Below are 13,844 nucleotides of genomic sequence, written 5' to 3'. Positions count from 1 at the left end.
TAAGGTGGATCGCATGGATCCCCAGCTCATCACCTGGATCGTCGTCGGCGCGCTCGTCGTCATCGCCGTCATCGCGATCGTCTGGATCGTCTCGGCCTCCGTCTCCATGCGGCGCCTCGGCGCGCGCGTCGACGAGCGCTGGGCGGCGCTCGCCGAGACGCTCGAGCGCCGCCGCGCGGTGGCCGAGCCGCTGCTCGCGGTGGCGAGCGAGCCGCAGCGGGCACAGGTGACGGATGCGTTCGCGGCGCTCGAGCGCGCGAGCGGGCCGGGGGAGAAGGCCGCCGCCGAGGCGGAGCTGCAGCGGTCGCTGCGCCCGCTCGTGCAGGCGGCCGCGTCGCAGCCGGTGGGATCGTCGGCCGCGGAGGCACGGACGGCGCTCGCGGCGCTCGACGACGACGCGCAGGCGCGGCGGCGCGACTACAACACGGGTGCGCGAGAGCTCAACGCGAAGGCGCGCCGCTTCCCGACGTCGCTCTTCGCGGGCTCGGCGGGCGGCCGCCGCGACTTCTTCGAGGTCGACCAGTCCGGCGCCGTCGCCGAGCCACCGAGGATCCAGTTTTGATGACGGAGGACTCAATGCCGCGCAGCGGCGTTGAGTCCGAAGTCATCAAGGCTGAGTAGCGCGCCGCAGGCGCGCGTATCGAAGCCCCGCCGCTCGATCAGCGCGCGCCGCAGGCGCGCGTATCGAAGCCCCGCCGCTCGATCAGAGCGCGCCGCAGGCGCGCGTATCGAAGCCCCGCCGCTCGATCAGAGCGCGCCGCTCGCGACCCCCGCCACCTCCCGCGCCCACGTCCCCGCCCCGACGACCTCGACCCGCTCGAGCCCCTGCCACCCCGCCGCCTCCCGCAGCACCGGAACGATCCGGTCCGCGAGCTCGCCCGCCCGCTCGACGTGCGCCGGCTCGACGTGCGCGTGCTGCACGCGGAGCACGCCCGCGCGGCGGTCGCTCTTGAGGTCGACGCGGCCGACGAGGTGGTCGTCGACGAGCACGGGCAGCACGTAGTAGCCGTGCTCCCGCTGCGCAGCGGGCGTGTAGATCGAGATGCGGTAGGCGAAGTCGAAGAGCCGCTCGGCGCGCGGCCGGTGCCAGACGAGCGGGTCGAACGGCGACAGGAGCGCGGTGGCCCGCACCGCCCTCGGGCTCCGGGCGCCGACGCTCCGGTAGGCGGGGCGACCCCAGCCCTCGACCTCGACCGGCTCGAGCTCGCCCGCGTCGACGAGCGCCGCGATCGCGACCTTCGTGTCGGCGATCGAGAGCCGGTGGTAGTCGGCGAGGTCGTCGACGGTCGCGATGCCGAGCGCGACCGCCGCCCGGCCGACGAGGATCCGGTGGGCGTCGCGCGCATCGACCTCGACGCGCGCTGCCTCGGGCAGCACCGCCTCGGCGACGGCGTACCGGCGCTCGAAGCGCGAGCGGCCGACGGTGACGAGCTCTCCCCGACGGAAGAGGATCGCGGTCGCCCAGTACGCATCCGACTTGTTCCACCACCCGCCGGGCAGTCGCTCGTGCGCGGGGTGCTCCATCTCGCTCGGCCGCATGGGCCCGCGCTCGGCGAACTCGGCGCGCACGTCGTCGATGAGGCTGGCGTGCTCGGCCGCCCACGCGTCGGTGCTGCCTCGCATGGGCTCGCGGCGCTTCCACGCCCACAGCGGCCAGTCGGCGACGGGGATGACCGCCGCCTCGTGCGCCACGTACTCGGTGTAGGCGCCGAGCGAGCGGCCGTGGTCGTGGTGGAGGAGGCGGTCGAGCGCCGACCGGTCGTAGGGGCCGAGGCGCGCGAGCAGCGGCAGGTAGTGGCTGCGCTCGAAGACGTTGACCGAGTCGAGCTGCAGCAGGCCGAGCCGCGAGATCGCGCGCTCGAGCGTCCGAGCTCCCGTGCGGCCCCGCGCCCCCGGCACCGCGCCGTCGAGGCCGCTCGCTGCGACGGCGATGCGCCGGGCCTGCGCGGCGGAGATGCTCGTGGGGCGCGCCATGCGAGGCAACCTAGCAAGGGCCGCCGACGCATGCCGGTCGCGGCAGGCTCCCCGACCGTAGGATCGACCAATGATCTTCGGACGCGCGCGCGAGGCGCAGCCCCAGCCGATCGTGACGCCCGCTCCGCTCGGGGTGCCCGACGGGATGCGCATCGCGGGCAGCTGGGCGTGGCGGATCGTCGCGATCGCCGCCGCGACCGCGATCGTGCTGTGGCTCGTCGTGGTGTTCCGCATCGTCGTGATCCCGCTCGTGATCGCGGCACTCCTCACGACCGCGCTCATGCCGATCGTCGACCGCCTGCACCGCGCTCGCTGGCCGAGGGGGCTCGCGGTCGCGGTCACGATCGTGGCCCTGCTCATCGCGGTCACGGGCCTCGGCTGGCTCGCGGTGTCGCAGATCCGCGGTGAGTACCCCGAGCTGCAGGAGAAGGCCGTCGACTTCTGGGGCGAGACGCAGGACTGGCTGCTCTCGCTCCCGTTCGGCATCACGCAGCAGGACCTCGGCGACTTCGGCACGAACATCCTCGGCACGCTCCGGGACGACCTGTCGTCGATCGTCTCGCAAGCGGTCTCGGTCGGCTCGACGGTCGGGCAGGTGCTCGCCGGCGCCGTGCTCACGATCTTCGCGCTCATCTTCACGCTCAAGGACGGCCGGCCGATCTGGCGCTGGATCATCGGCGTGCTGCCGCGCGCCGCGCGCCCGGCGACCGATGGCGCGGGCCACGCCGGCTGGGTCACGCTCGGCAACTTCGTGCGGGTGCAGGTGCTCGTCGCCTTCATCGACGCGATCGGCATCGGCCTCGGCGCCTGGATCCTCGGGCTGTTCTACGACGGCACGCCGCTCGTCGTGCCGATCGCGATCCTCGTCTTCCTCGGCTCGTTCATCCCGATCATCGGCGCCGTCGTGACCGGGGCGATCGCCGTGCTCGTCGTGCTCATCTCGTTCGGCATCTGGCCGGCCGTGATCATGCTCGGCATCGTGCTGCTCGTGCAGCAGCTCGAGGGCAACGTGCTGCAGCCGATCGTGATGGGCACGGCCGTCAAGGTGCACCCGCTCGCCGTCGTGCTCGCCGTGGGCGCGGGCTCGACGATCGCCGGCATCGCGGGCGCCTTCTTCGCGGTGCCGGTCGTCGCGTTCCTCAACGTGTTCATCGCCACGATCGCCTCGGGCTCGTGGCGCTCGAACCCTCGCCCCTCCGTGGAGGACGTGGCCGATGCGCAGCGCTGAGCCGGCGCTCGCGCTCGCCGACTTCGAGGCGGCCCGCGAGCGCCTCGTCGGCATCGCGCAGGAGACGCCGATGGAGCGCTCGCGCTACCTGAGCGGCATGCACGGCGCCGACGTCTTCCTCAAGTGCGAGAACCTGCAGCGCACGGGCGCCTACAAGATCCGCGGCGCGTACAACATGCTCGCGAAGCTGCCGCCCGAGGCGCGCGAGCCCGGCGTCGTCGCCGCCTCGGCCGGCAACCACGCGCAGGGCGTCGCGTTCGCCGCGACGGCGCTCGGCATGCCCGCGACGATCTTCATGCCCGTCGGCGTCGCGCTCCCCAAGCTGCAGGCGACGCGCGACTACGGGGCGGCGGTCGAGCTGCGCGGGCTCGACTTCCAGAGCGCGCTCACCGCGGCGCTCGAGCACGTCGAGCGCACCGGCGCGACCTTCGTGCCGCCCTACGACCACCGCGACGTCATCGAGGGACAGGGCACGGTCGGGCTCGAGATCCTCGACCAGGTGCCGGATGCGTCCACGGTCGTCGTGCCGATCGGCGGCGGCGGGCTCGCGGCCGGGGTGGCATCCGCCATCCGGCTGCGGGCGGCGGTGGAGGGCCGCGAGGTCCGCATCGTCGGCGTCCAGGCCGAGCGGGCCGCGAGCTACGTGCCGTCGCTCGCGGCGGGGGAGCCGACCACGATCGACGCGCTCCCGACGATCGCCGACGGCATCGCGGTCGCGCGGCCCGGCGCGCTGCCCTTCGCGATCATCCGCGACACGGTCGACGAGGTCGTCACCGTGACCGACGACGACATCGCGCGCGCGATGATCATGCTCCTCGAGCGGGCGAAGCTCGTCGTCGAGCCCTCCGGCGCGGTCGCGACGGCGGCGATCATGACGGGGCTCGTCGCATCCGACGGCCCGACCGTCGCCGTGCTCTCGGGCGGCAACATCGACCCGCTGTTCATGGAGCGGGTGATCTCCCGCGGCCTCGCCGCGTCGCAGCGCTACCTCAAGGTGCGCATCGCGCTGCCCGACCGGCCCGGCCAGCTCGCGATCATCGCGCAGATCGTCTCGGACGAGCAGGCGAACGTCGTCGAGGTGCTCCACTCGCAGCACAACGCCTGGACGTCGATCAGCGACGTCTCGATCGACATCTCCGTCACGACGCGCGGTCCGGAGCACGCCGAGCGGGTGCTCGAGGCGCTGCGACGCGCGGGCTACGAGCCGCAGGTGCTGTAGCCGCGCGCGCGAGCGCCTCTGTGCTCGAGCGGTCGCGGGCCTAGCCGCGGTACGTCTGCACGTCCTTGATCTCGACCTCGATCGTTGCGCCCGTGGGCGTCTCGTAGGTCGCGCTCTCGCCGATGCGCTTGCCGATGATCGCGCGGCCGAGCGGGCTCGCCTCGCTGTAGACGTCGAGGTCGTCGCCCGCCTCAGCGATCTCGCGGTTGCCGACGAGGAACGTCGTCTCGTCGCCGGCGATCGTCGCGGTCACGACGGTGCCGGGCTCGACGATGCCGTCGGCCTCGGGCGCCTCGCCGACCTTGGCGGTGCGGAGGAGCTGCACGACCTGCGCGATGCGGGCCTCGACCTGCGCCTGGTCGTCCTTGGCGGCGTGGTAGCCGCCGTTCTCCTTGAGGTCGCCCTCGTCGCGAGCCTCTTCGATGCGCTTGGCGATCTCGGCGCGCACGGGGCCCTGGAGGTGCTCGAGCTCAGCCTGCAGGCGGTCGTACGCCTCCTGCGAGAGCCAGGTCTCCGTGGTGCCGTTCATGTCGTCTCCTGATATGCACAGAACCGGCCCCGAGTGGGCCGGTCCACCACGCAGTCTATGACAGCCAGCACTCCGAGACCAATCCCGTGGTCGGGCGCTCGGTCGTGCGCACCTCGAGCACGTGGGTGGATGTGCGGGCCTCGGCGGCCGGCAGGTCGATCTCCCGCCACCCCACGATCGTGTAGGAGCTGTTGAGCGCCTCGACCGCGCACGACACCGGGGTGCCCGGCTCGACCGTCACCTCGAAGATCACCTCGATCGTCGAGTCGTCGGCGATCTCGAAGCCGATGTCTCGCGTCTGCAGCACCGTGCGGGAGGGGTCGGTGCCCACCCACCACACCCACAGCGTCGCGGTGAGCAGCACCGCGAGCCCCGCGACGATGCCGAGCAGCCGCTCGCGGCGCGACCAGGCGCGCGTGCGCCCGTAGCGCGCTTCGAGATGGGTCATCGGGGCCTGTCGTGGGAGGATGGACGGTGGATCCAGCCTACTCGTCGCGCCGATCGGCGCCGCGGGGCTGTGGGCTGTGGGGAAGGGAGAGGCCGTGCGACGGCTGCTCGCGGTGCACGCGCACCCTGACGACGAGTCGAGCAAGGGCGCGGCCACGCTCGCCCGGTACGCCGCGGAGGGCGCCGAGGTGACGGTCGTGTCGTGCACGGGCGGCGAGAGCGGGAGCGTGCTCAACGAGCGCTTCGAGGATCGCGCTCGCGCGGCGCGAGACATGGCGGGCCTCCGCCGCCTCGAGATGCGCGCGGCGCAGGAGGCGCTCGGCATCGACCACGTCTGGCTCGGCTACGTCGACTCGGGGCTGCCCGACGAGGGGGAGCCGCTGCGCGCGCTCTCGTTCGCGACCATCCCGGTCGAGGTCTCCGGCCGCCCGCTCGTGCGACTCATCCGTCGCCTCAAGCCCCAGGTCGTCGTCACCTACGACGAGACCGGCGGCTACCCGCACCCCGACCACATCCGCTGCCACGAGGTGACGATGTGGGCGGTCGAGCACGCGGCCGAGGGGATGCCGGAGCTCGGCGAGCCGTGGGAGGTGCAGAAGGTCTACTTCGACCGCTCGATGACGGGCGTGCGGCTGCAGGCGCTCCTCGCCGCGCTCGAGGCGGCGACGCCCGATGACGAGCGGCTGCCGATGGTGCGCGAGTGGGCCGCCCGGCTCGCGGAGCGCCCCGCCACCATGACGACCCGCGTGCACGTGGCCGACCACCTCGAGGCGCGCGACGTCGCGCTCCGGGCCCACGCGAGCCAGGTCGACCCCGAGTCGCGCTTCTTCTTCTGGCCCAACGAGCTGCTGCGCTCGACGTGGCCGACCGACGACTACCAGCTGGTGCGATCGCGCATCGCCGCGGCGGACGATGAGGACGACCTGTTCGCGGGCGTCGAGGAGGACTGATGCTGCTGCGCACACCCGACGAGCTCGGCTTCGACCCCAATCAGGTCACGCCGGGCTGGATCGGCTTCACGGCGACCGCGCTCGTCGGCCTGGTCATCATCCTGCTGCTGTTCGACTTCAACCGCCGCGTGCGGCGCATCAACAACCGCGCCGAGGCGAAGGAGCGCATCGAGGCGGAGCTCGCGGCGCGCGATGCCGAGCTCGCGGGCGCCGAGCCGCGACCCGAGGAGCGATCGGGAGGCGACGCCGAGCAGGACCGCGCCGCCGACCTGGGTCCGCCGCAGGGGGACTCCGGCCGCGCGGGCGCCTGACGCGCATCAGAGCACGTTGACGGACGTGGCGCGCCACTTGCCGTCGAGGCCCTCGAGCCGGATCGCCACGGCGCGCGTGCGACCGGCCGAGCGCACGACCGCGGCGCCCTCGACCACGCCGTCGGCCGGATGGCACGCCCGCACGCTGCTGACCTCGAACCCGGGCACAGTGCGCGAGAGCTGCCGGCCGCGGCGGCGGCGCGCCGCGAGCGCCCGTTCGGTCAGCTGGTCGTAGGTCGACTCGGTCACCCAGCGCGCGATCTGCTGCACGTCGCGCACGCCCAGCAGGATCTCGACGACGCGCGCGGTGAGGTTCTCGAGCAGCGGCACCGGGTCGGGCAGCTCGGCCGACGAGCACGGCTGGAAGTCGAAGAACTCCTCCGCGTCGACCGACGTCATCCGTCGTCTGTGGATCTCCACGCGCCGCCCCCCTCGCATCCGCCGTCCCCCAGCGGCGGCCCGAGCTGGCACCGTCGTGGGGGCGAAGATAGCCGTAACGGCGTTCTGCGCGTGATGGGGACTTCTGCCCTGTGGAGAACGCGGTGCGCATGCGGTGCCGTGGTGGTTACCTTCGCCAGGTGCGGTTCGAGGACCTCTTCGACGATCTCGAGAGCCAGCTCGAGGCGGAGCTGGGCGCCGAGCGGCGCGACCTCGAGGCGGAGGAGGAGCGCTTCCGCATCGGCCGGCTCGAGCTGCGCGACCGCATCGCGGCCGCTCCGCGCACGCTCGACCTCGCGCTCCGCGCGGGCGGCCGGCTGCGGCTGCGACGCATGGCGCTCGGCCGCGACTGGCTCAACGGCCTCGTGCTCGAGGGTGCGCCCGCCGAGAGCGGCGCGATCGTGCCGCTGCACGCGATCGTCGGGATCGAGCTCGATCACGACGGCGCGGTCGCGTCCGCGCGAGCGGCGCGCGAGCCCGGCGACCTGCAGGCGCGGCTGAGCTTCGGGTTCGCGCTGCGGGACCTCGCCCGGCGCCGCGCGACCGTCATCCTCGAGGGCAGCGCGCCCGTCGCGGGCACGATCGACCGCGTCGGCCGCGACCACCTCGACCTCGCGGTGCACGAGCCGGGGGAGCGGCCGCGCCGCTCGAGCGTGCGCGCGTGGCGGCTCGTGCCGTTCACCGCCTTCGACTGGGTGCGGCTGCCCTGACGGGACTCGCCTAGTGCTGGCCGAAGAGGTCGGCGACGCTCGCCGACTGGGCCTGTCGCCACAGCCCGCGGCGGCGCTCGAGCTCGAGCTCGCGGTCGATCCACGCCTGCACCTCGTCGTCGGCGATGCGCCACGCCCCGCGCACGCGCACGCCGACGAGGTCGCCGGCCTCGAGCAGCTCGACGACCGCGGTCGGCGAGGTGCCGAGCACCTCGGCGACATCGGCGACGGCGAGGAATCGCCGCGGTGGGATCGACATGGCCCCATTGTGGGCCAGTCCGGGTGGAAGCGCGGCGAGCCTGTGGAGAACTTCAGCGAAGCCGCGCGCGGGTCTGCGACGCTCGAGCGATCCGAGAGGGGAGGACGCCGTGTCCGCTCGCCGCACGTGGATGGATCCGAGGCTCGTGATCGGTGTCGCCCTCGTGCTCGCCTCGCTCGCGGGCGTCTGGCTCGTGGTGCAGCAGTCGGCGAGGAGCGACCGCGCGTGGGCGGCGACGCGCACGCTCCTGCCGGGCGAGACGATCGCGGCGGGCGACGTCGCACCGGTCGACGTGCGGCTCCCGCGGTCGCTCGATCGCTACCTCGACTCGAGCGCCGAGCCGATCGGCATGGTCGTCGCCTCGACGGTCGGCGAGGGCGAGGTGCTGCCCGTGCGCGCCGTGGGCGGCGCCGACTCCGGGTCGCGATCGGCCGTCGTGGTCGAGCTCGACGGCGCCCTCCCGACGGCGGTGCGCGCCGGCGCGCTCGTCGATGTGTGGGCGGCGGCGCCGGCCGACGACGGCTTCGAGGCGCCCGCGGTGCTCGTCGACGAGGCGATCGTCGTCGGCGTCGTCGAGGACGACGGGATCCTCGCCTCGGCGGGGACGCAGCTCGAGCTGCTCGTGCCGAGCGACGCCACCGCGGCGCTGCTCGAGGCGATCGCGGATGAGCACGCGCTCAGCGTCGTCCCCCTCGCGCAGCCGGTCGAGGCGGCGCCGTGAGCGTCCTCGCGGTCTCCGCGCCGCTCGAGCGCGAGGACGCGATCGTGCGCGAGGCGGCGCGTCACGGCCACCGCGTGGCCATCCGCGCCGCGACCGCCGCCGACCTCGTCGATCGGCTCGCCGTTCGACCTGCCGACGCTGAGCCCGAGATCGACCTCGTGGTCGTCGTCGCCGACGAGCACCACGCGAGCCGCGCCCTCGTCGACGCATGCGATGCGCGCGGGCTCCGCCTCATCGCGCTCGCCGACGACGCCGCCGAGCGGGCGAGGGCGCACACGCTCGGGCTCGACGCCGTCGCGTGGGCCGACGGGTTCGCGGCCGTCGAGGCTGCCGCGGCCCCGTCGAGCGCGTCGCCTCCCGCACGCTCGCGCTCCCGCGGGCGGGTGATCACGGTCTGGGGGCCGGCGGGAGCGCCGGGCCGCACGACGACGGCGATCGCGCTCGCGGCCGAGCTCGCGCTCCTCGGCCGCAAGGCGGCGCTCGTCGACGCCGACACGACGAGCGCCTCGATCGCGCCGGCGCTCGGGCTGCTCGACGAGTCGCCCGGCTTCGCGGCGGCCGCGCGGCTCGCCCGCGCGGGCAGCCTCACGGTCGACGAGCTCGACCGCATCGCGCAGCAGGTCCCCACGATGGGCGGCGTGCTGCGGGTGCTCACGGGCATCGGGCGCGCGAGCCGCTGGCCCGAGCTCGGCGCCGACCGCGTCGCGGAGGTGCTCGAGCGCTGCCGCGACTGGGCCGAGGCGACGGTCGTCGACGTCGCCGCGAGCCTCGAGCAGGACGAGGAGATCTCGAGCGACATGTTCGCGCCGCGGCGGCACGCGGCGACGCTCGCCGCGCTCGAGGCGGCCGATGAGGTCGTGGTCGTCGCGGGCGGCGACGCGGTCGGGATCGCGCGACTCGTGCGGGCGCTGCCGGAGCTGCGAGCCGTCGCGCCGAGCGCACGCACGCGCGTGGTCGTCAACAAGGTGCGGCCGTCGGCGATCGGCGTCGCACCGGAGCGGGCGGTGCAGGAGACGCTGCGTCGGCTCGCGCAGGTGAGCCCCGCGGCGTGCTGGCCCTTCGACGGCCGGGCGGCCGACGCGGCGCTGCTCGAGGGGCGGCCGCTCGTCGACGTCGCGGGCCGCTCACGGCTGCGGCGGCGCGTGCAGGAGCTCGCGCTCGCGCTCCAGCCGCAGCCGGCGCAGCCGAGCCGCGCGTCGCTGCGCGCGGCCGAGCGGCCCCGGCGCGCGTGGAGCGCCGCGCTACGCTGATCGGGTGACGAGCCTCACGTCGATCGCCCAGCGGTACGGGACCGTCAGCGACGACGATCTGCGCTGGCTGCACCGGCTCGTCTCCGACTTCCAGCTGCTCGCCGATCTCGCGATCGGCGACATCGTGCTGTGGCTGCCGACCGGTGACGACGACGGCTTCATCGCCGCGCAGCACGCGCGCCCCGCGGGCGCCGCGACGCTCTTCTACCGCGACATCGTGGGGCAGCCGGTGCGGAACTCGTGGCGCGAGCAGGTGTCGCGCGCGTTCGAGGAGGGCGTCGCGCTCACGGGCGACTCGCCCGTGTGGGGCGCCGAGGGCGACGCCAAGGTGCGCGCCATCCCGGTCCGGCGCCGCGAGCTCGAGCCCTCGACCCGCGTGGTCGAACGCCCGCTCGCCGTCATCACCCGGCACTCGAACTACGCCGATACGCGCAGCGCCGGCCGGCTCGAGCGCACCTTCAAGGAGTGCGCCGACGAGCTCTTCCGGATGATCGCGGGCGCCGACTTCCCCGACCAGGCCGCGCCCACCGAGCCCAGGCGCGGTGCCGTGCGCGCATCCGACGGCCTCATGCGCCTCGATCAAGCGGGCGTGGTCACGTTCGCGAGCCCGAACGCGCTCTCGGCGTTCACCCGGCTCGGCTTCGACGGCGAGCTCGAGGGCGAGTCGCTCGCCGAGATCACGACCGAGCTGCTCGACGACTCCCACGAGGTCGACGAGGCGCTGCCGCTCGTCGTCACCGGCCGCGCGCCGTGGCGCACCGACATCGAGACGCGGCACGTGACGCTCTCGCTCCGCGCCGTGCCGCTGCGCGCGGGTTCCCAGCGGCTCGGCGCGATCGTGCTCGTGCGCGACGTGACCGACCTCCGCGTGCAGGAGCAGACGCTCATCACGAAGGACGCGACGATCCGCGAGATCCACCACCGCGTGAAGAACAACCTGCAGACCGTCGCTGCCCTCCTGCGCATCCAGTCGCGCCGCACGAAGAGCGACGAGGCGCGCACCTCGCTGCAGGACGCGGAGCGCCGCGTCTCGTCGATCGCGGTCGTGCACGACACGCTGTCGGAGGGGCTGAGCCAGTCGGTCGACTTCGACGCCGTCTTCGATCGCGCGATGAAGCTCACGAGCGAGCTCGCGTCGCTGCACGCGGCGCGAGTGCGCACCGAGCGCATCGGATCGTTCGGCGTGCTGCCGAGCGGCTACGCGACGCCGCTCGCGCTCGCGCTCACGGAGCTCGTGACGAACGCCGTCGAGCACGGCCTCTCGGGCAAGCAGGACGGGCTCGTGCGGATCACCGCGCGGCGCGAGGCCGGCTGGCTCACCGTGCAGGTGTGCGACAACGGGGTGGGGCTGCCCGCGGGGCGCGTCGGCTCCGGGCTCGGCACGCAGATCGTGAAGACGCTCGTCACCGGGGAGCTCTCCGGCACGATCGACTGGGGAGCCCGCGCGGTCGAGGGCACCGAGGTGACGGTGCGGGTGCCGCTCGCCTACATCCGCGAGCCCGACGAGGACTGAGCCCAAGGCATCCGCCCACAAGAAGCGGGGCCGTCCTCAGACGACCCCGCTCTCGATGCTGCTGCTGCGTCAGCCGGCGCGGCGGGCGCGCGCGGCGCGGCGCTTGAGCGCGCGGCGCTCGTCCTCGGAGAGGCCGCCCCACACGCCGGAGTCCTGGCTCGTCTCGAGGGCGTACTGCAGGCACATCTCGGTGACCGGGCACGTCGCGCAGACCGCCTTCGCCTTCTCGATCTGCTCGAGCGCGGGGCCGGTGTTGCCCACCGGGAAGAACAGCTCGGGGTCTACCGTCAGGCAGGCAGCGTCATCACGCCAGTCCATACATGTGCTCCTTGTACATTGGAGGGGGAGAGCGCGCTCGCGGAACAGCCGCAGCGCAGAAGTCTTTGGGCGCTGCAGCACTGCCGCCCGACGTTCCATGCTTCCACAGGCACTCCGGAGAGGCAAGGGTTTTCTGCTGTGAGCGATGACGCGAGGGTGCGCCCGAAGACCGCGACGACGGTCGGGATCCTGCTGCTCGTCGAGGGTCTCGGCATGATCGCGCTGGCCGTCTGGCTCGCGATCGGGGCGCTCGGGAGCGCGGCCGAGCACATCGCCGGCGGCCTGTTCCTCGCCGTGCTCGCGGCGGGTGCGGCGCTCTTCCTCGCGCTCGCCGGCAAGGCGATGCTCGACGGCCGCGCGTGGTCGCGCGCGGCGGCCGTCGTGTGGTCGGTGCTGCAGCTCGGCGTGGCCCTCGGCACCTTCGACGGCGGCGAGGGCCCGGTGTGGCTCGCGCTCATCCTCGCCGGGCTCTCGGCCGCGATCTTCATCCCCGCACTGCGGGCGAGCGTGACGGGGTGGCTGCGCCGCGAGGAGTGAGCCGGCAGCTCACCCGCGGAAGGCGAGCCGCTTGTCGAGCATGTCGAGGTGGCCCTTGGCCTTCGTGTTGTAGAACGCGTGCGTGATGACGCCGTCCTCGTCGAGCACGAAGGTCGAGCGGCGCACGCCCTCCACGATGCGGCCGTAGCTGTTCTTCTCGCCGAACGTGCCCCACGCGCGGTGCACCTCGAGGCTCTCGTCGCTCAGCAGCGGGAACGTGATGCCGTCCTTGTCGCGCGCCCTCGCGAGCTTCTCGATCGGGTCCTTCGAGATGCCGACGACCGCGTAGCCGTGCTCGCCGAGGTCGGGGAGCGCGTCGCGGAAGTCGCACGCCTGCTGCTTGCACGCGACGGTGAGCGCCTCGGGGTAGAAGTAGACGATCACCTTCTGCCCGCGGAGGTCGGCGAGCGAGACGCTCGAGCCGTCCTGGTCGGGGAGGGTGAAGTCGGGTGCGGACATGCCGGGCTGGAGGTGGGTCATCCCGTCCATCCAAGCAGAGCGGATGCGTCGGGCCGGCCCCGGGAAGCCGGCCCGGTGGAGGCGGGCCCGCCGTCTGTGCTATCGTTGTTCCTCGGTCGAGAGACCATGCACCTCTAGCTCAATTGGCAGAGCAGTTGACTCTTAATCAATTGGTTCCGGGTTCGAGTCCCGGGGGGTGTACGACAGCCCCGGAGTTCCGCGGAAAACGGACTCCGGGGCTTTTGCGTGCGCGGGACCAAGTGTCCACTACGAGACCACAACGCGGCTCTGAGCCCCGTTTCGAGGGATCTCGGGCACAGACGCCCCTGCATGTCCCGGTGTGTCCCTTGGGCGCGTGCCGGACGCGACTCGACGCCGGTTGGATCGCCCCGGGTTTGCTAGAGAGCTGGTTCTAGTACGCGAGCCTCAACAGGCCGGCGGGACCGAGTGTAGTGCAGCGCCTCGAACGCCATCGGGGCCATGTCACTGCATCGGGAATGAATCCGCGAGTTGTTGTACCAATGAACCCATTCCGTCACCGCGTATTCGACAGAATCACGACCTGACCATGGCCCGTTTCTCCACTCCACCTCCTTCTTGAAAAGCTTCATCAGCGCTTCAGCTGCTGCGTTACCATATGAATCGCCAGTCGATCCGACAGACGCCTCAATCTCGGCTTCTACAAGACGACTCGTGTAGGTGATTGATGTGTATTGTGCCCCTTTGTCGCTGTGGTGAATGACTCCACGTACGTCGTGCTTGCGGCGCCCTCGTTCCCACATCGCATGCTCCAAAGCATCCAATGCAAGATCGGCGCGCAAAGTTGTATCAACATTCCACCCGATAATCGCCCGTGAGAACAAATCCATGATGAACGCGACATACACGAAACCCGACCACGTCGACACATACGTGATATCGGCGACCCATTTCATGTTCGGGGCAGAAGGGGTGAAGTTCCGCTCCAGCTTGTCGCCGGGG

At 72.7% G+C, this 13,844-nt stretch carries 18 protein-coding genes and 1 tRNA gene; 11 read left to right on the top strand and 8 right to left on the bottom strand.

The features are described 5' to 3' along the window. Window positions 1-13: 13 nt before the first annotated feature. Window positions 14-562: a LemA family protein gene (locus H508_RS0107220; RefSeq protein WP_026373554.1), complete on the top strand. Its 549-nt coding sequence runs from the start codon at window positions 14-16 to the stop codon at window positions 560-562. A gap of 185 nt (window positions 563-747) precedes the next feature. Here the strand turns inward: H508_RS0107220 and H508_RS15140 are convergent, their stop codons facing one another. Then, the gene (locus H508_RS15140) at window positions 748-1,974 is read right to left on the bottom strand and encodes a winged helix-turn-helix domain-containing protein (RefSeq protein WP_035254237.1); all 1,227 of its coding nucleotides are present in this window, start codon (window positions 1,972-1,974) and stop codon (window positions 748-750) included. 70 nt (window positions 1,975-2,044) lie between these two features. Between H508_RS15140 and H508_RS0107210 the strand changes: the two genes are divergently transcribed. Together H508_RS0107210 and ilvA are read left to right on the top strand one after the other, a co-directional pair. Further along, window positions 2,045-3,202 carry an AI-2E family transporter gene (locus tag H508_RS0107210; protein WP_026373553.1) on the top strand — a complete coding sequence of 386 codons (1,158 nt, stop codon included), beginning with the start codon at window positions 2,045-2,047 and terminating at the stop codon, window positions 3,200-3,202. Continuing rightward, the gene (ilvA, locus tag H508_RS0107205) at window positions 3,189-4,421 is read left to right on the top strand and encodes a threonine ammonia-lyase (RefSeq protein ID WP_026373552.1); all 1,233 of its coding nucleotides are present in this window, start codon (window positions 3,189-3,191) and stop codon (window positions 4,419-4,421) included. Before H508_RS0107210 ends, ilvA begins: the two co-directional genes overlap by 14 nt. Window positions 4,422-4,461: 40 nt before the next feature. Here ilvA and greA read toward each other — a convergent pair whose 3' ends face one another. Further along, complete coding sequence (greA, locus tag H508_RS0107200; protein WP_026373551.1) at window positions 4,462-4,950, bottom strand: transcription elongation factor GreA; 489 nt, start codon at window positions 4,948-4,950, stop codon at window positions 4,462-4,464. Between the two features lie 55 nt (window positions 4,951-5,005). Next, entirely contained in the window at window positions 5,006-5,398 is a 393-nt protein-coding gene (locus tag H508_RS0107195; protein ID WP_035254235.1) for a DUF4307 domain-containing protein, read from the bottom strand. Between the two features lie 19 nt (window positions 5,399-5,417). Here H508_RS0107195 and mca point away from each other — a divergent pair, with 19 nt between their 5' ends. Beyond that, window positions 5,418-6,347 (top strand): mycothiol conjugate amidase Mca, encoded by a 930-nt coding sequence (mca, locus tag H508_RS0107190; protein WP_084155187.1) that lies wholly within the window; start codon window positions 5,418-5,420, stop codon window positions 6,345-6,347. Next, entirely contained in the window at window positions 6,347-6,658 is a 312-nt protein-coding gene (locus H508_RS16710; RefSeq protein ID WP_051222929.1) for a hypothetical protein, read from the top strand. Before mca ends, H508_RS16710 begins: the two co-directional genes overlap by 1 nt. A gap of 6 nt (window positions 6,659-6,664) precedes the next feature. Here the strand turns inward: H508_RS16710 and H508_RS0107180 are convergent, their stop codons facing one another. Continuing rightward, on the bottom strand, window positions 6,665-7,057 hold the full coding sequence (locus H508_RS0107180; protein ID WP_211220848.1) for an Rv3235 family protein: 393 nt from the start codon (window positions 7,055-7,057) through the stop codon (window positions 6,665-6,667). A 179-nt stretch (window positions 7,058-7,236) separates the two neighbouring features. Between H508_RS0107180 and H508_RS0107175 the strand changes: the two genes are divergently transcribed. Further along, window positions 7,237-7,806 carry a hypothetical protein gene (locus tag H508_RS0107175; RefSeq protein WP_026373547.1) on the top strand — a complete coding sequence of 190 codons (570 nt, stop codon included), beginning with the start codon at window positions 7,237-7,239 and terminating at the stop codon, window positions 7,804-7,806. Window positions 7,807-7,816: 10 nt separating this feature from the next. On the opposite strand, the gene H508_RS15130 is transcribed toward H508_RS0107175, so the two are convergent. Further along, window positions 7,817-8,065, bottom strand: a complete 249-nt coding sequence (locus tag H508_RS15130; RefSeq protein ID WP_035254233.1) for a helix-turn-helix domain-containing protein — start codon at window positions 8,063-8,065, stop codon at window positions 7,817-7,819. Between the two features lie 109 nt (window positions 8,066-8,174). Here H508_RS15130 and H508_RS15125 point away from each other — a divergent pair, with 109 nt between their 5' ends. Genes H508_RS15125 through H508_RS0107155 form a run of 3 tightly spaced genes read left to right on the top strand, consistent with a single transcriptional unit; the run spans window position 8,175 to window position 11,549 of the window. Next, a complete protein-coding gene (locus H508_RS15125) occupies window positions 8,175-8,786 on the top strand; it encodes an SAF domain-containing protein (RefSeq protein WP_035254231.1) in 612 nt (203 codons plus the stop codon). Then, window positions 8,783-10,036, top strand: a complete 1,254-nt coding sequence (locus H508_RS15120; RefSeq protein WP_051222925.1) for a nucleotide-binding protein — start codon at window positions 8,783-8,785, stop codon at window positions 10,034-10,036. Before H508_RS15125 ends, H508_RS15120 begins: the two co-directional genes overlap by 4 nt. 4 nt (window positions 10,037-10,040) lie before the next feature. Further along, on the top strand, window positions 10,041-11,549 hold the full coding sequence (locus H508_RS0107155) for a sensor histidine kinase (protein WP_026373546.1): 1,509 nt from the start codon (window positions 10,041-10,043) through the stop codon (window positions 11,547-11,549). 69 nt (window positions 11,550-11,618) lie between these two features. On the opposite strand, the gene H508_RS0107150 is transcribed toward H508_RS0107155, so the two are convergent. Further along, complete coding sequence (locus H508_RS0107150) at window positions 11,619-11,867, bottom strand: WhiB family transcriptional regulator (RefSeq protein WP_021010012.1); 249 nt, start codon at window positions 11,865-11,867, stop codon at window positions 11,619-11,621. Window positions 11,868-12,005: 138 nt separating this feature from the next. On the opposite strand from H508_RS0107150, the gene H508_RS15115 reads away from it, so the two are divergent. After that, a complete protein-coding gene (locus H508_RS15115) occupies window positions 12,006-12,404 on the top strand; it encodes a hypothetical protein (RefSeq protein ID WP_035254229.1) in 399 nt (132 codons plus the stop codon). A gap of 9 nt (window positions 12,405-12,413) precedes the next feature. On the opposite strand, the gene bcp is transcribed toward H508_RS15115, so the two are convergent. After that, on the bottom strand, window positions 12,414-12,884 hold the full coding sequence (gene bcp, locus H508_RS0107140; RefSeq protein ID WP_026373545.1) for a thioredoxin-dependent thiol peroxidase: 471 nt from the start codon (window positions 12,882-12,884) through the stop codon (window positions 12,414-12,416). A gap of 107 nt (window positions 12,885-12,991) precedes the next feature. On the opposite strand from bcp, the gene H508_RS0107135 reads away from it, so the two are divergent. After that, window positions 12,992-13,064: transfer RNA gene (locus H508_RS0107135), tRNA-Lys, on the top strand. Window positions 13,065-13,261: 197 nt separating this feature from the next. Here H508_RS0107135 and H508_RS17150 read toward each other — a convergent pair. Then, on the bottom strand, window positions 13,262-13,831 hold the full coding sequence (locus H508_RS17150; protein ID WP_281168372.1) for an IS3 family transposase: 570 nt from the start codon (window positions 13,829-13,831) through the stop codon (window positions 13,262-13,264). Window positions 13,832-13,844: the final 13 nt, after the last annotated feature.

The sequence above is a fragment of the Agrococcus lahaulensis DSM 17612 genome (genome assembly GCF_000425105.1).
In the GTDB taxonomy this organism is placed as follows: Bacteria; Actinomycetota; Actinomycetes; order Actinomycetales; family Microbacteriaceae; genus Agrococcus; species Agrococcus lahaulensis.
The sequence above is the reverse complement of the archived record's forward strand: the minus strand, read 5'-3'. Positions and strand labels throughout refer to the sequence as shown.